Below are 15,685 nucleotides of genomic sequence, written 5' to 3'. Positions count from 1 at the left end.
CCGTATCTCCCACACATCGTATAAAGAAAAATATTGAAACCCTTAGTTCATGAAACTCAGCCAGTCGATCTATAACCATCAGACATGGGCATCCTATTCGGAAGCGGCTAACTTTTCCGCTGACAAAGTGCAGCTCGTTTTAGCTTTCGGTGAACGACGGGTACTGGAAGTCACCCCGATTTATGACCGCTTACGGGAACGCTTTCCCAATGCGGCTATCATCATTAACTCAACCTCAGGGGAAATTTATCAGGACCGCGTTTATGACAATTCTGTGGTAGTTACGGCTATCGAATTTGAAAAAACAACTCTCCGGACGTGCGAAATAGACATCGACAGCCATCCGGAAAGCTATGCAGCCGGCCTTCAGGTCGCGCAGGCGCTGAAAGCCCCTGATCTGGCCGGTATTTTTATCATCTCCGACGGCGGTGTAGTAAACGGCAGTGACCTGATCAACGGCCTCAACCAATACCTGCAGCACAAGGTACCGATTACCGGGGGGCTTGCCGGTGATGGTGACCGGTTTGAGCGTACGCTGGTTGGCCTGAATCACAATCCGGTAACCGGCAAGGTGGTGGGCGTCGGCTTTTACGGCGACAGCCTGAAAATCGGGCATGGTTCCATGGCCGGCTGGGATGCCTTCGGCCCCGAACGGGCTGTTACGCACTCCGAATACAATGTCCTGTATCAGATCGGCGATAAACACGCACTAGACCTTTACAAGGAATACCTCGGTAAGTATGCCAAAGACCTGCCGGGAGCCGCCTTACGGTTTCCACTATCCATGCGGACGTCACCCGATGCCCCGCCCCTGGTCCGGACGATTCTGACGATTGATGAGGAGAAGAAAAGCATGACCTTTGCCGGTGATATGCCGGAAGGTGCCCTGGTGCGCTTTATGACGGCCAACTTTGACCGGCTGGTCGATGCATCGGCCGAAGCAGCCCAGACGTCACTGACTGACTTCAACTTCACCCCGGAACTGGTCATTCTGATCAGCTGCGTAGGACGAAAACTGGTACTCGGCGAACGCATTGACGAAGAAATTGAAGTAGCACGGGAGGTTTTTGGAGCAACTCCGGCCATTACCGGTTTTTACTCCTATGGCGAAATCGCACCGATGGGCATCAATGAGGCCTGTGAACTCCACAACCAAACCATGACTATTACCGTACTTGCCGAACTTTAACTATGGAAACCCAGGGCCTGCATAAGCTTCTGACCCGTCAGATCAACAAGTATTTAAGCGGCGACTGTCTTGATAATGAAGGTGTTCAACTCTTCATTAAGTCGATCAGCGAATCATATAAAAATTTTGACCGCGACAAAGAACTGTTTGAACACTCATCGTATCTGAACGAGCGGGAGTACGCAGAGATCAATCAGAAGCTGAAGGAAGAAATTAACCAGCGCAGGCAGTCTGTCGAAAAACTGGTTGAGGCCATTCATTCCATTGAGAAGCCGGAAGATACGCAGAGCCCGAATTTCAATTCGGAGAATCTGGTCGGTCTGGTTGAATACCTGCAGCAGCAGATTGAACACCGCAAAAAGATTGAAAGCGAACTGCGGGCTGCTAAGGAAGAAGCAGAAAAAGCAACACAAGCCAAGTCAGACTTCCTGTCGATGATGAGTCACGAAATCCGGACACCGCTCAACGGTATCGTCGGTATGACCTACCTGATGGCGCAGGAAGAAGTACCGCCTAATATTGCCGAAAATCTGAAAACTCTTCAGTTTTCGATTGAGCATCTGCATGCGCTCATCAATGATATCCTTGATTTCAGTAAGATCGAAGCCGGTAAAGTCGAGCTGGAAGCTACATCTTTCGAATTAAAACAGCTCGTATCAAATATTAAGCAGGCCCAGCAGCTGAAGGCGGCAGAAAACGGCAACCGCATCCGGCTCATGGTCGATGATGACATTCCGGAAACGGTCATCGGGGATTCGCTCCGAATCAGTCAGGTCCTCTCAAATTTAGTTTCGAATGCAATAAAGTTTACACACGACGGTACCATTACCATTGAGCTATCGCTCCAAAAGCAAACCGCCACCCACGCTGAAGTATACATTTCGGTCAAGGATACTGGTATTGGCATTGCTCCGGAAAAACACCAGAGTATCTTCGAGATGTTTACTCAGGCAAACTCGGCAACTACACGCAAATTCGGTGGTACCGGTCTTGGCCTGGTCATTACCCGCCGGCTACTCGAAATGCACGGCAGTAATATCCATTTGGAGAGTGAGGAAGGTAAAGGCGCCAAGTTCTACTTCACAATTAACTTCCCGATTGGCGCCAAACAGGAACAGCAAGTCAATATCCGGCGGGATATGCTGGACGACAATAGCCTGAAAGGTGTCAAGATATTACTGGTCGAAGACTATCCCTTCAATGTAGAGGTTGCCGTAAAATTCCTCACCAAATGGGGTGTTGACGTCGACGTTGCAGAGAATGGGCAGATCGGCCTTGACAAGTTCATGGCCAACACGTATGATATTATTCTGATGGACCTTCAGATGCCGGTTATGGACGGCTATACGGCCACGGAGCGCATCCGGGCAGTCAATAAAACCATTCCTATTATTGCCCTTACGGCATCGGCAACCTTCAGCAATCACGACCGCGCCATTCTATCCGGAATCAGCGATTACGTCACTAAGCCCTTCAACCCACGGGATTTATTTCAGAAGTTGTTACGCCACCGGCAACCGGCAGCCTGATCGTATTGTCATAACACTAACGCCCTGCTTCATGACCGGAGCAGGGCGTTAGTGTTATGATAAGAGAAGTTATTTTTTCTTAGGTAAGGCCGCTGTTGGCTTACCCGACTGGTAGCTGATCCGGAAAATGGCCCCGTTCATATCATCTGATACGTACAGTGAACCATCCGGCCCCTGCGCCAGCCCGCAGGGACGATGCTGTATAGGTCCGGTTGGCTTTACCAGATCCGTACCCGCAAAGTTATCGGCGAAGATTTCCCATTCGCCCGCAGGCTTACCATTTTTAAACGGTACAAACGCTACCAGGTAGCCTTTGTGCAGCTCCGGCGACTGGCTGTGGAAGGCAATAAACGCGCCGTTGCGGTACTTTTCGGGAAACATGGTGCCGGTATAGAACAGCAGGCCATTCGGGCCAAGGTGCGCCGGAAAGGCAGCAACCGGGTTGATGGCTTTTTCGCCGGCGGTTTTCTTTCCGTCACCTCCGTACTCCGGAGCCAGCATTTTCTTTTTCTGCTTGTGATCGTAATAGATATACGGCCACCCGGCATCGTCGCCCTGACGGACTTCATACATGGTTTCGGCCGGCAGTTCTTCGCTGTGCTTCGGCGTATAGTACTGCGGGTAAAAATCATGGAACTTGCCCCGTCCGTGCTGCATCACAAACAGCGAATTGGTTTTTGTGTTCCAGTCGAGGCCTACCACGTTTTTCAGGCCGGTAGCAAAGCGGGTGCCGTTTGCATAGGTCTGGCCGGTTACGTTCGCCTTGAAGCGCCAGATGGCCGCAGCCGAGTCGAGCAGCGGGCATGGCATCATGCCTTTGCCGGTACCTTGTTCACGACACGCATCGCTCCAGGAAGCCACGTTTACATAAACATTATTCTGATTGTCAACGGCAAGCGACTTCGACTCATCCCGCCCCTTGGCCAGCAACCCCGATACCAGCAGTTCGGGCTGATCGGGCGCGATCACTTCTTCACTGGCGTTGAGTTTATAGCGATATACCGACGTGTTCGATGAGGTGTACAAATAGCCGTTTTTGAGGAAAATGCCCGTTCCCGGATAATCGCCGAAACCGGTCCGTTCGTCGATCACGCCGTCTTTGTCCGTATCCCGCAGCCGGTAAACGCCTTTGCCATCTTTTACTTTTGCCAGTTTTACATAGATGTCACCTGTTTTGCTGACCACCATATGACGGGCGGCACCAACGTCTTCGGCAATCAGTTTGGCCGTGAAACCGGCGGGCACTTTGACCTCAGAGCCATCAATTTTTTTGGGTTTCTGAGGGCCGGCCGTCAGGCAGAGAGGAGCCAGCGCAACTGCCAGCCAGATGAATGACTTATTCATGGTAAGGGTAAATAAACGAATCGTTTTTGTTTACTTTCAGAATAAGCCGTTCACCGGCAAAAAATACTATAGCGTCTTCAGCAATTCCTCCACCTGTGCATAGGCGTAGGCGAGTTGATCGTCTGTAGTGCAATAGGGCGGCATAAAATAAAGTACATTCCCCAACGGACGCATAATCACGCCGCGATCCAGCAAAAACTGGTAGGCATAATCGCGGATGTTGCTGAAATACGACGTGCTTTCTCCCGTATTCAGGTCGAAGGCCAGAATCGTACCCCGCTGCCGGATGGCCGTCGCCGCCGCATAGTGCACTAACCGGCTGATAAACGCCGCATGACAATCCGCAATCCGCTGAATATTAGCTTGTGTTTCATCAGATAACAAAATATCCAGACTTGCCAGCGACGCCGCACAGGCCACGGGGTTAGCCGTAAAAGAATGCCCGTGAAAAAGCGTTTTGAATTTACTCTCCGACAAAAATGCGTCGTAAATCGCCTGCGTACAGGTGGTAATACCAAGTGCCATTGTCCCGCCGGTCAATCCTTTTGACAAACACATCATATCAGGCTGTCGGGTCAGGTAGTGTGAGGCAAACAGCTTGCCCGTCCGGCCAAAACCAGTCATTACCTCATCGGCAATGACCAGCGCCCCATGCCGGTGCGCAATGGCCATGAGCTGATCCAGCACGTCGGGGCTATACATAATCATACCGCCTGCTCCCTGCACCAGCGGTTCGGCAATAAAGGCCGCAACCTCGTCGCTGAATAAGGCCTCGGCCTGTGCCAGCACGGCGTCTTCCTGACCAGGCACGGGTGTCGGCAAATACTCGACATCGAACAAAAACGGCACAAATGGGGCAGTGAAGGCACTCCGCCCACCTACCGCCATGGCCCCGAACGTATCGCCGTGGTAGGCGTCGTGAAAGGCCACCACCTTGCGCCGTGGTTTGCCGAGGTTATGCCAGTACTGAAACGCCATTTTGAGCGCCACTTCCACGGCCGTTGATCCGTTATCAGAATAAAAGACCTTGCGTTGATTGTCCGGCAGTATGGGCAGCAGCCGTTCGGCCAGCCGTACAGCGGGCTCATGGGTAAACCCGGCGAAAATAACGTGTTCGAGCTGCATCAGCTGCGCCGATACCTTTTCGGCGATATAGGGATGCGCATGGCCGTGAATACTGACCCACCACGACGAAACAATGTCCAGATATTCCCGGCCGTCTTCGCCATATAAGACCGAGCCTTTGCCCCGGACAATCGGAACCGGCAGCGGTGCCGTCTGCATCTGGGTAAACGGGTGCCAGATAACGGCCTGATCACGTTGAGCTAACGAAGTATTGTGTTCCATTCTTCTTCTGTTATCAGTCAGACAGGATCGAACCTTTCCGAAAAACAATCTGTAATTCTTCGCTCATACCGCCTCCCTATTGATCCTGCAGGAAGTTGACAGTATCCGGTTTCTTAGCGATATGACTGCCATTTTTTTATTTACCACATAGGCTCATAGATAAACAAAGAATTTTATCTCTTATGGTTCTATGTGGCTATGTAGTAAAACTTTATCCGATAATTATCAGACTGCTTTTTATCTGTGTTAACCCTGTCCTGAAAATTTACCGGCAAAGATACAACGCTGCCCGTCAAATGACCATTCAGAAAGGAAGGTGCGTAAATTCGCAGGTTGTTTTGTTACTTTGCAGGATAAATTCAGAATACAACGACATACTTCATGACATTAACCGAAGCATGTCATCCAACCAATCAGCAGGTAACCTATGAATCCGGTTTTAGATATGACCGTGGATGAGTTATTCACAGCGTTCGACTCATTACGCGTATTGATTATTGGCGATGTAATGCTCGATTCATACGTTTGGGGCAAAGTTGAGCGTATTTCACCGGAAGCACCCGTGCCTGTCGTTAATGTACAGAGCCGGGAACTGCGGCTGGGTGGTGCCGGTAACGTCTTATTAAATGTACAGGCTCTTGGCGCCGAAGCCATCATCTGCTCTGTTATCGGTACCGACGGGCCGGGTGATATGCTGGTCGGTCAGCTCTGCGACCGCGGCCTGAACTGCGATGGCCTGATCCGGAGCGAATCCCGCATTACCACCATTAAAGAACGCATCATTGCCGGATCACAGCAGGTTGTCCGTGTGGATACTGAAACGGATAAGGCGATTACGGTGCAGGAGCGCAGCCAGCTGATTGCAAAAGCGAAAGAGCTGATCCCTTCCTGCCATGTCATTATTTTTGAAGATTACGATAAAGGTGTGCTGGGCAAGGAAGCTATCGCCGAAATCACGGCCTTCGCCAACGAGCATAATGTGCCGACAGTTGTGGACCCAAAGAAACGGAACTTCCTTGATTACCATTACACGACCCTCTTCAAACCAAATCTGAAAGAGCTGCGCGAAGGCCTGAAGGTAGACTTTGATGTCGATAACGCCGGTGAGTTTCAGGCGGTGGTTACGCAGCTGAAAGCGCAAATGAGCGTAAAAGGAGCGTTAATCACGCTTTCGGAACGCGGTGTGTTTATTGACTTTAACGGAGAGAAGCACCATCTGCCGGCCCATTTACGCAAAATTGCCGATGTATCGGGTGCAGGGGATACGGTTATCAGTATTGCAGCCTGTTGCGTAGCCTTGCGTCAACCGCCCCACATCATTGCCGGTTTATCGAACCTCGGCGGCGGGCTGGTGTGTGAATCACTGGGGGTTGTGCCGATTGATAAAGCCTTACTGAAAGAAGAAGCCGCCCAGCTATGGGCATAAAAAAAGGCCGTGGCGATTACTTGCCACGGCCCTTTTGATTATTATAAACCGTATTTGTCCAGCAGATAAATCAGCGCGGCCATCGAGGCGGCACCTAATTCAAGTTCCCGTTTATTGACGGCCTCGAAGCGGTCAACCGCCGTGTGGTGAATATCGAAATACCGCTGCGAATCCGGTTTGAACCCGAATAAGGCCGTTCCTTGCTGTGCCAGCGGGCCAATATCGGCACCACCGCCGCCCGGACCGATTTCCTGCAAACCGTACGGCGCCAGAAGCTCTTTCCAGCCCATTACCTTCTTTTTCTGGTCGGCCGTACCGACAATGCCGAAGCCGCGCGGCGTAAATCCACCGTTATCCGACTCGACCGCGGCGAGGTGTTTTTCATTATTTTTCTTTGCGTAGTCGGCATACCCGATCCCGCCCCGCAGGCCGTTTTCTTCATTCATGAACATAACCGCCCGCAGCGTACGCTTCGGCTTGTAACCCAGTGCTTTCAGAACGCGCAATACTTCGATGGACTGCACACAACCCGCGCCGTCATCGTGAGCGCCTTCGGCCAGATCCCACGAATCGAGGTGCCCGCCAACGACAATGATTTCGTCCGGTTGCTCCGTACCCTTAATTTCACCAACTACGTTATGCGAGGGCGCATCGGGTAATGACTCACAGTTTTGTTTCAGGAAAAACGTCAGCGACGGATTCTCTTTCAGCAGTGAACTGAGCTTTTCGGCCCCGTTGGTGCTGATGGCCGCCGTCGGGATCAGGGGCACACCGGTGCCATAGCGCATGCTGCCGGTGTGCGGAACATCGTCGAGCAATGTAGTCATGGACCGGATAATGGCGCCGACTGCACCGAACTTCGCCGCAAATGTTGCTCCGTTGGCCCGCTGGTCAACGGCTCCGCCATAGGCCTCGAACGTATTGATTTTTGTGGGGTCCATCGGGCGGTTAAAGAACACGATTTTACCCTTGACGCCCGCCGTACCCAGTTTCTCCAGTTCGGCTACATTTTTCACCTCTACCACCTGGGCTTCGATACCTTTTGGCGGTGTCGCTACCGAACCCCCGAGCGCCGCAACCGGTACGGCCAGTTTTTGCTTACCCGAGCGGATATAGGCTTCTTCCTTCGCCCCGCGTACCCAGTGCGGCACCATCACATCCTGCAGAAACGCCCGGTCAAACCCCTCTTTTTCCATCAGTTCCTTTGACCAGACAACGGCTTTTTTCGCCCCCTCCGAACCACTCAGCCGCGGGCCAACCTGTTTGGTCAGTTCACGCAGCCACTCGTAGGACTTACCGCGTGCCAGAGTTTCGTCGTAGATTTTCCGGATAAATACCGAATCGGCCTGTTGGGATTGTGCATGTGCCAGGCCCACAGTCAGGCCCAGCATCAGGGATAGAACGTTCTTCATGTCAGCGTTTTGATGAATGTTTCAGGTCGCATCAAGCGAAGCCGGAAAATACGGAAATTTAAGGGTTCCGCGCTGCGGACTGCCGATAAATTGACTTCATATTGCCTGAAAACGCGGAGAGGCAGCCCGATGGGCTGCCTCTCCGCGTTCGGCTCCTGCTACCACTACATGTGAATAGCGCGGTTTTCGGTGGCCGCCAGGCAGGCTTCCTTCACCGCTTCGGTATAGGTCGGGTGAGCGTGTGACGAACGCGCAACGTCTTCGGCAGACGCCCGGAACTCCATCGCAATCACCGCTTCGGCAATCATATCCGCTGCACGGGCACCAATGATGTGCACGCCCAGAATTTCATCCGTCTCTTTATCGGCTAATACTTTTACCAGACCATCGAGGTCCATACTGGCGCGGGCGCGACCCAGCGCTTTATATGGGAACGAACCCACTTTGTACGTTTTGCCCTGTCCTTTCAGTTCTTCTTCGGTATAGCCAACGCTGGCCACTTCCGGCCACGTATAGACGACGCCCGGAATCAGGTGGTAGTTAACGTGCGGTTTCTGACCGGCAATCGTCTCGGCTACATAAACACCTTCTTCTTCGGCCTTGTGCGCCAGCATCGCGCCACGGATTACGTCGCCGATGGCATAGATGTGCGGCACTTTGGTTTGCAGGTGGTCATTTACCTCTACCTTACCCCGCTGATCCGTTGCCAGACCGGCAGCTTCCAGATTCAGGCCATCCGTGTAGGGACGACGGCCCACCGACACCAGACAGTAATCGCCTTCCAGCGTGATCTGCTCGCCTTTCGGGTTGTCGGCTTTCACCACAACACCTTCGCCGGTATTTTCAACACTTGTCACCTTGTGGCTGAAATAGAAATCGCAGCCCAGTTTTTTAACCGCCTTCTGTAATTCCTTACCCATGGTTTTATCCATCGTCGGAATCATCGAGTCGGCAAATTCAACAAACGACACTTTCGACCCGATACGCGCATAAACCGAACCCAGTTCCGCACCGATTACACCGGCACCGATAACGATCAGGTGTTTTGGAATCTCCTGTAGTTCCAGCGCTTCGGTTGAGGTAATCACCCGTTTTTTATCGATAGGCATCGACGGGAACGACGAAGGTTTTGAGCCCGTAGCGATGATAATGTTCTTACCCGTAATGGTTTTGACCTCTCCTTCCGAAGGGGTCACCTTAATGGTATGGGCATCCACAAATGAGCCGAGGCCCTGATGTACATCAATTTTATTTTTCTTCATCAGGAACTGAATCCCCTGCACATTGGCATCGACAACACCGCGCTTCCGCTTGATCATCTGGGCCAGGTCAACCTGCAGGTCATTCAGTTTAATGCCATGCTCAGCAAAGGTGTGAGCCGCGTTGTGGTAATGCTCCGATGAATCCAGTAACGCTTTCGACGGGATACAACCTACGTTCAGGCAGGTGCCACCCAGCGTTTTGTATTTCTCAATAATGGCCGTTTTCAAGCCTAATTGTGCAGAACGAATAGCGGCTACATAGCCACCCGGCCCGGAGCCGATTACGATAACGTCGTATTGCGTTTCCATGAAAACTAAATCTAATTAGTAGCGATATTGCGATAACAATACTTTTTGTAAGAACATTTCGCAGCCAGTCGGTTGGCGGTACAAAGTTGGGGAGAAATCGTTGACAAACACCATATGTTGGCTTTTTTTCCTCATATTCTCCCTACCGTGTTACGCGGGCCTGACGGCCTGCATAAATGCCTGAATCGGGGCAGCCACTTCGGCCGCGTGAAAAAGGACTGAAAAGTGATCACCGGCTACCTGTACATACGCCTCGTCGGGGTATTTCACCACGTTATCCCGCCGCGCATGAATCCGTATATCCGGCGAAATCGTGAGCGCCGGTACAGGCGAAAAAATCAACTTCAGCTGCTGCCAGACGTAACGCCGGCTAAACGCCGGCAACCGGTCCAGCAAAGATGTGTATAAAGCTCTGGATTCGTCGTGCGGGTAGAGCTTTTTAAAGGTTTTATTGAGCCTGCGACCCTGTATAACGCCCAGCCAGGTCAGCGCCTTCAGCAGCCAGGGCTGTTGGTAAGGCATCCGCACTTTCCCCGGATCCGTAAACGACCCTACCAGAATAGCCTTACACCCCGTCTGCTGCTTCAGATGAATACCAACCCAGCCCCCCATCGAATGGCCGATTACGATGTCCCGCTCCTGAATGGCATACTTCTTTGCGAGATACGCAGCATACCCGACAACATCGGGCGACTTACCAGCGAAACCCGCAGCGAGTTCTTCCTGATTGGAAATCCGGAGTGCCTGGTGAGTTGGCAATAAAGGTACTAAAGCGTCAAAAATTGACGGATCTTCGGTATAGCCGGGAATAAAAACGATACGAATCACTGTAAAGCGTAAAGAATTTGCGGGGTAAAGTAAATGATTTTGCCGGTTCCGGCCATAGCCGGACAAATAAGCCGGAAAAGCAAAAAGGCTTGCCCTTTTCAGGAACAAGCCTTTTTACCGGAACCAATATGGGTTATTTTGAGGTCGCCATGACCATTTTGATATTCAGTTTGGCACCCGTCTGCAATACATCGACCAGGTCTTGTACCGTCAGGGATTTATCGAAACGCACCACTACGGTTGGTTCCTGAATACCGGCCATAATGCTTTGCAGTTCGGCTTCCAGATTGGCCGGCGACACCGGCTGTTTGTCAATAAAATACTGCTTATTGGCATCCACCGACAACGTCACCTGCTTCTTACTCAGCTGCTGCGACGACGAGGCTTTAGGCAACATCAACTTGATGACATTGGGGTTGGCAACCGTCGAAATAATCAGGAAGAAAAGCAGCAGGAAGAACATGATATCGTTCAGAGACGACGTGGCTACTTCTGCCGCAAATTTATTTTTTCTGCGAATTTTCATACGATAAAAGAAAAGCCTGATTAACGCATCCGGACCGACTCCTGTGGTTTCTGCAATACTTCCAGAAACTCAAACGCGTTCATTTCGAGCTTCAGCGTAAATTTCTCGATCATCATGTTCAGCAGGTGGTAGCCTGTATAGGCGATAACCCCGACAATCAGACCCGAGCCCGACGTGATCATTTTTTCGTACAGACCACCGGCAATAATCCCTACGCTGATGTTGTCTGACAGCGAAATGTCGTAGAAAATCCGGATGATACCCGAGATCGTACCGATAAACCCGAGCATCGGCGCAATACCGGCGATCAGACCCAGATACCCCAGATTACGCTCCAGACGGCCGATTTCAATCTGAGCCACCGTTTCGATGGTGCTCTCAATATCCTTAATCGGGGCACCGATACGGCCAACGGCTTTCTCGAATACGCGGCCAATCGACGTACGCTGGTTTTTACAGAACGACTCTGCCGACTTTATATTCCCCTGCAGCACCATATCCTTCACGTTATCAACGAACCCGTCGTCGATACGTGTCTGGCTGCGAATCAGCAAAACACGTTCAATTACAATATACAAAGCTGCTAAAAACAGCAGCAAAATCGGAATCATTACCCAGCCCCCTTTGGCAGCTAAATCGAAAAGTTGCAGGCTTTGCGGTTGCGCGGCACCGGTGGCGGCCGCAGATGTAGCAGTGGTATCGACGGCTGGAACCTGAAGCAAAATCATCTGTTGAGAATTCGGAGTTTAGAACGACTTGATATACAGCATCTCGCTTGTAAACGAGTAGCCTCTGTTCAATATTGTTGCCAAAGATAACAAAGGCCGTTAAAACGACATGCTTACTCATGTCATTACGGCCCGTTATCGCGCCAAAAATCAGGCAATACTACTGGCTTGCCCTGCTGGGGTAACTCCGGAAAGGGGTAATTCGTTTAAAAACGGGGTTTATTTGTAGCCGACAAAGACCATTGGCGCGGAACCTGCCTTATTTACGCGCAGCACATTCCCGGTCGTTTCCATGCCCGAACTGGTAAAGATCCGGTCCTGCTGAAACGTGCCGATGGCCTCGCCGTTGTGCGTGAGTTGAATGCTGTTGTCGGTCTGCCGCGAAAGCAGCACATTCTGTAAACTGACATCCTGCTTATCAGGGTAGTACTGGTGCAGTACAATCGTAATCTGGCTGTCTGACTGGGCCTTTACATCGGCTTTCGGCAGCTGATCGGCCGACAGGGCAATGCAGCGGAAATCCAGAAAGCTGTTGGTCTGGTAATTGCCTTTTACTTCGGCCGACAACGCCGCATGATCAGGTGTAATATCCTTGTCGGGCTGGCAGCCCATAAATACAATGGAAAGACCCAGAAGTAGTTCCTTTTTCATGGTTTCAACCCGGTTTAGATTACGTCCGAAAGTTAACAGATACCCGTTTTATTAATACATGATTAAGCTTTTTTAACAGCTCAGGCTGTCAGACATTTACAATAAATTGACGGTAGAGGCATAACGCTCCCGTATCTTCATGTAAAAGACCCTGAATCAGGGCAAAGCGTTTAAATCGGCCTATAGTTTATTTTGTGAGCCACTTTGCCAGCGCCCACGCTGTCGGGTCTAATTCGGCGGTGCTGTTGGTCAGCACAACAATGGCCGCTTTCTTATCAGCCGAAAAACCGGCAAAAGATGAATAGCCTCCCGTCTGTCCGTTATGCCAATACCAGCCATCGCGGGTTTTGTGCCAGCCCAGCCCTACCTCTTGCTGTCCTTTGTAAGTAATCTGCTGTGTCAGCTGCATGTCCTTGCCGAGCGGCGTTTCGCCCTTTGCGAGTTCCGCCTTCACGTACAGAAGCATATCACTGAGCGTGGAACGTATACCGCCCGCACCCGCCAGCGCCTGAAACTCCCATGACGATACCGCATGCCCGCCGGCATCGTGTCCCTGCGCAAACTGCCGGATATCTCCACCGGCCAGGTTCAGCTTTGTCTGACTTAACCCAAGTGGTTTGGCGATTTCGGCCGCCAGTAGTTGCTCATACGACTGTTTGTTAACAATTTCCAGCACGGTACCCAGCAGGCCGACGCCCAGATTGGAGTATTCATAGGTACCGGCAGGTTTCAGCTTTGCTTTCCTCAGGTAGCTGAATAACGCGTCACGGTCATAGTGTTTATACGGATTCGTCTGATTTGTTTTAGCCGTGAAGAGATTATCCGGCAACCGTGGCAGACCGGATGTGTGGTTAGCCAGTTGAACCAGCGTGACCGGCTTACCCGCATATTGTAAAGCCGGAATTGAGTCGGGCAGGTACTTGCTCACTGGATCGCTCAGCTTCACCAGACCACGCCGGACGGCATCAGCCAGCATGGTGCCCGTAAACGTTTTACTGACTGACCCGATTTCATATATCGTATTCCCATTTGGCAGTTGTCCGCTTCCTTTACTGGTTTCCCCATAATGATAGACAAACACGCTGTCGTTCCGGATAACGCCAACCGACATTCCGGCACCGTTTTGTTTGGCAAAATACTGGCGGGCCAGGCCGTCGACTTCCTTATCGAGGGCTGTACGCATCGGATTAGCGACCGGCAGAACCGCTGCCTTCGGCACTTCTGCCTGATGCGGCCGGAACAAAAACGTCTCGATTTTCCCTTTCGCATCGCGGCTGATGTAAAAGTCAAGCATTGCTTTAGCGAAGGTAGCTTCGTATTTGGCCACGCCGTTCGCCGTCGTTTTATAATCCGCTTTCTGCCATTCGCCTAACTGCGTCCACAACGTCTGAGAAATCTGACGGAATTGGGCAGCAGGCACCTGCTTCTGAAACGCGTCCCCCATCAGGGCATATAATGAATCCGGTTGTTGGGTGTTATGGTATTTGCGGGACAGCCTGGTCAGGGAGTCCAGCGCTGTGTTCTGCGCCAGCGTGGTTATTACTGAGATAAATAGCAGTATAGCAGACAGATATATTTTTCTCATAAATCAGGAATTTTCTTTTGACAGGATTACAGGATGGACAGGATGAAGTTACAGAATTACAGGAATCCTGTTAATCCGGTAATCCTGTCAATGATGATTATCCGATAAAGGTACAGCATCCACCCCAGAGTGGTTACAAAAATGGAATCACCGGTAACTGGCCGTGATAAGTGGCAGGCCGAGCCGCGCAGGCCGGGCCGCGCAGGCCCGGCCTGCCGAACGATCAGGCGGGTTTTCGTGTTTATACGGAGTGGGGTAATGCCCGCATTCTGCGAAAAATGAATAGTTATCCGAATAAACTTGTACAGATCCGGCAGCTGGGCAGCATTGACTACCAGCAGGCATGGGACTACCAGGAAGCTCTTTTTGCCGATACGCTGGCGATGAAAGTGCACAACCGCAACAGTCTGCCCGACGATCAGCAGCAAACGCCCAACTACCTGCTTTTTTGTGAACACCCGCATGTGTACACACTCGGCAAAAGCGGTAAGGAAAACCATTTGCTGGCCAACGACTCGTTTCTGGAAACCATCGGTGCCCGCTTTTACCGCATTAACCGCGGCGGCGACATTACCTACCACGGTCCGGGTCAGCTGGTTGGCTACCCGATTCTGGATCTGGATAACTTTTTCACTGACATTCACCGCTACATGCGTTTGCTGGAAGAAGGCATTATCCTGACCCTGGCCGATTACGGCATTGCGGCCGGCCGTATCGACGGACTGACCGGTGTCTGGCTCGATCACGAGGCGCAGGTCAACCCGCGTAAAATCTGCGCGATGGGTGTAAAGGCCAGCCGCTGGGTAACCATGCACGGATTTGCCTTGAACGTAAATACCGATTTGTCGTATTTTAGCCACATTGTTCCGTGCGGCATTGCCGATAAAGCCGTTACATCGATGGAGCAGGAACTGGGCCAACCGGTGCCGCTTGGTGAGGTTACGGCCAGACTACAGGGGCACCTGCTCAACCTGTTCGGGATGGAGATTGCTCCGGTTGAGGCAACCGCAGAGCAAGGGTAAGAAGCGACTGATAAGCTAGTACGAATGAAAAAAGATATTGATTTTTCGCCCGTTGCGGGAGTCCAGGTGGTAATCGCCCGCAAGAAGAACGAATTAGACCAGTTTGACTGGCAGGTGTTTCTGATCAACCATAACAAGGTTGCGATTACGAACATCTTTGTGACCTCGAAAGGATATAGCTCGAAAGACGATACTTCCGGCGATCAGGCCCAGCGGACCTCAACGCTCCGGCATTTTTTTCCGGAACTACAGGCGGGCGAATATCAGGTCGTTGAAACCATTACGCCGGATGTATTTCACCTGAATAATGAATATTGGGTTAGTTATTTCATTGACGGTCAGATTTTCGACAAAAAGTTTATCTTCGTGCCAGATAGCATCGTGGATGAAAACCTGAGAGATGTGCCCGCACTGGGCCTTGAAGGGGTTCTGCACGATTGATCGGAGTTGGTCAGCTTGCGCGTCCGGCGATAGAAGATGATCCAATCAACAGCCCTGAACCTAACGTTGTCGCCGGATTGAGAAGT

General features: G+C 51.5%; 14 protein-coding genes. 5 read left to right on the top strand and 9 right to left on the bottom strand.

The window, feature by feature from the left end; genetic code table 11:
• The first annotated feature begins 49 nt into the window (after positions 1 to 49).
• Entirely contained in the window at positions 50 to 1,189 is a 1,140-nt protein-coding gene (locus AC23NW_RS06865; protein ID WP_487448522.1) for an FIST signal transduction protein, read from the top strand.
• 2 nt (positions 1,190 to 1,191) lie between these two features.
• Positions 1,192 to 2,718 carry an ATP-binding protein gene (locus tag AC23NW_RS06860; protein ID WP_487448521.1) on the top strand — a complete coding sequence of 509 codons (1,527 nt, stop codon included), beginning with the start codon at positions 1,192 to 1,194 and terminating at the stop codon, positions 2,716 to 2,718.
• 69 nt (positions 2,719 to 2,787) lie between these two features.
• Here the strand turns inward: AC23NW_RS06860 and AC23NW_RS06855 are convergent, their stop codons facing one another.
• Both AC23NW_RS06855 and bioA read right to left on the bottom strand, forming a co-directional pair.
• Entirely contained in the window at positions 2,788 to 4,062 is a 1,275-nt protein-coding gene (locus AC23NW_RS06855; protein ID WP_487448520.1) for a PQQ-dependent sugar dehydrogenase, read from the bottom strand.
• A gap of 66 nt (positions 4,063 to 4,128) precedes the next feature.
• Positions 4,129 to 5,409, bottom strand: a complete 1,281-nt coding sequence (gene bioA / locus AC23NW_RS06850) for an adenosylmethionine--8-amino-7-oxononanoate transaminase (RefSeq protein ID WP_487448519.1) — start codon at positions 5,407 to 5,409, stop codon at positions 4,129 to 4,131.
• 427 nt (positions 5,410 to 5,836) lie between these two features.
• Here bioA and AC23NW_RS06845 point away from each other — a divergent pair, with 427 nt between their 5' ends.
• The gene (locus tag AC23NW_RS06845; RefSeq protein ID WP_293836554.1) at positions 5,837 to 6,835 is read left to right on the top strand and encodes a bifunctional heptose 7-phosphate kinase/heptose 1-phosphate adenyltransferase; all 999 of its coding nucleotides are present in this window, start codon (positions 5,837 to 5,839) and stop codon (positions 6,833 to 6,835) included.
• A gap of 41 nt (positions 6,836 to 6,876) precedes the next feature.
• Here AC23NW_RS06845 and AC23NW_RS06840 read toward each other — a convergent pair whose 3' ends face one another.
• The 7 genes from AC23NW_RS06840 to AC23NW_RS06810 form a co-directional block, all read right to left on the bottom strand.
• Positions 6,877 to 8,247 (bottom strand): M28 family peptidase, encoded by a 1,371-nt coding sequence (locus AC23NW_RS06840; protein ID WP_487448518.1) that lies wholly within the window; start codon positions 8,245 to 8,247, stop codon positions 6,877 to 6,879.
• Between the two features lie 164 nt (positions 8,248 to 8,411).
• The gene (lpdA, locus tag AC23NW_RS06835; protein ID WP_487448517.1) at positions 8,412 to 9,818 is read right to left on the bottom strand and encodes a dihydrolipoyl dehydrogenase; all 1,407 of its coding nucleotides are present in this window, start codon (positions 9,816 to 9,818) and stop codon (positions 8,412 to 8,414) included.
• Positions 9,819 to 9,968: 150 nt separating this feature from the next.
• Complete coding sequence (locus tag AC23NW_RS06830) at positions 9,969 to 10,646, bottom strand: alpha/beta hydrolase (RefSeq protein WP_487448516.1); 678 nt, start codon at positions 10,644 to 10,646, stop codon at positions 9,969 to 9,971.
• Between the two features lie 133 nt (positions 10,647 to 10,779).
• Positions 10,780 to 11,172, bottom strand: coding sequence for an ExbD/TolR family protein (locus AC23NW_RS06825; protein ID WP_293836545.1), 393 nt, complete (start codon positions 11,170 to 11,172; stop codon positions 10,780 to 10,782).
• 20 nt (positions 11,173 to 11,192) lie between these two features.
• The gene (locus AC23NW_RS06820) at positions 11,193 to 11,900 is read right to left on the bottom strand and encodes a MotA/TolQ/ExbB proton channel family protein (RefSeq protein ID WP_487448514.1); all 708 of its coding nucleotides are present in this window, start codon (positions 11,898 to 11,900) and stop codon (positions 11,193 to 11,195) included.
• 219 nt (positions 11,901 to 12,119) lie between these two features.
• Positions 12,120 to 12,551, bottom strand: coding sequence for a hypothetical protein (locus AC23NW_RS06815; protein WP_293836542.1), 432 nt, complete (start codon positions 12,549 to 12,551; stop codon positions 12,120 to 12,122).
• A gap of 187 nt (positions 12,552 to 12,738) precedes the next feature.
• Positions 12,739 to 14,136: a serine hydrolase gene (locus AC23NW_RS06810; protein WP_487448512.1), complete on the bottom strand. Its 1,398-nt coding sequence runs from the start codon at positions 14,134 to 14,136 to the stop codon at positions 12,739 to 12,741.
• 278 nt (positions 14,137 to 14,414) lie between these two features.
• On the opposite strand from AC23NW_RS06810, the gene lipB reads away from it, so the two are divergent.
• Entirely contained in the window at positions 14,415 to 15,158 is a 744-nt protein-coding gene (gene lipB / locus AC23NW_RS06805; RefSeq protein WP_487448921.1) for a lipoyl(octanoyl) transferase LipB, read from the top strand.
• 24 nt (positions 15,159 to 15,182) lie between these two features.
• Entirely contained in the window at positions 15,183 to 15,599 is a 417-nt protein-coding gene (locus tag AC23NW_RS06800) for a hypothetical protein (protein ID WP_487448511.1), read from the top strand.
• Positions 15,600 to 15,685: the final 86 nt, after the last annotated feature.

The organism is Arsenicibacter sp. R0_47 (assembly GCF_057652235.1).
Note: the sequence above shows the minus strand (reverse complement) of the source record. Positions and strands in the feature narration are given on the sequence as shown.

What these genes read in the sequence shown, in the direction of transcription:
- AC23NW_RS06840 (WP_487448518.1), bottom strand. Translation starts at nt 8,247, where the DNA reads ATGAAGAACGTTCTATCCCTGATGCTGGGCCTGACTGTGGGCCTGGCA.
- AC23NW_RS06845 (WP_293836554.1), top strand. Translation starts at nt 5,837, where the DNA reads ATGAATCCGGTTTTAGATATGACCGTGGATGAGTTATTCACAGCGTTC.
- AC23NW_RS06815 (WP_293836542.1), bottom strand. Translation starts at nt 12,551, where the DNA reads ATGAAAAAGGAACTACTTCTGGGTCTTTCCATTGTATTTATGGGCTGC.
- lpdA (WP_487448517.1), bottom strand. Translation starts at nt 9,818, where the DNA reads ATGGAAACGCAATACGACGTTATCGTAATCGGCTCCGGGCCGGGTGGC.
- AC23NW_RS06810 (WP_487448512.1), bottom strand. Translation starts at nt 14,136, where the DNA reads ATGAGAAAAATATATCTGTCTGCTATACTGCTATTTATCTCAGTAATA.
- bioA (WP_487448519.1), bottom strand. Translation starts at nt 5,409, where the DNA reads ATGGAACACAATACTTCGTTAGCTCAACGTGATCAGGCCGTTATCTGG.
- AC23NW_RS06800 (WP_487448511.1), top strand. Translation starts at nt 15,183, where the DNA reads ATGAAAAAAGATATTGATTTTTCGCCCGTTGCGGGAGTCCAGGTGGTA.
- AC23NW_RS06865 (WP_487448522.1), top strand. Translation starts at nt 50, where the DNA reads ATGAAACTCAGCCAGTCGATCTATAACCATCAGACATGGGCATCCTAT.
- AC23NW_RS06855 (WP_487448520.1), bottom strand. Translation starts at nt 4,062, where the DNA reads ATGAATAAGTCATTCATCTGGCTGGCAGTTGCGCTGGCTCCTCTCTGC.
- lipB (WP_487448921.1), top strand. Translation starts at nt 14,415, where the DNA reads ATGAATAGTTATCCGAATAAACTTGTACAGATCCGGCAGCTGGGCAGC.
- AC23NW_RS06825 (WP_293836545.1), bottom strand. Translation starts at nt 11,172, where the DNA reads ATGAAAATTCGCAGAAAAAATAAATTTGCGGCAGAAGTAGCCACGTCG.
- AC23NW_RS06820 (WP_487448514.1), bottom strand. Translation starts at nt 11,900, where the DNA reads ATGATTTTGCTTCAGGTTCCAGCCGTCGATACCACTGCTACATCTGCG.
- AC23NW_RS06860 (WP_487448521.1), top strand. Translation starts at nt 1,192, where the DNA reads ATGGAAACCCAGGGCCTGCATAAGCTTCTGACCCGTCAGATCAACAAG.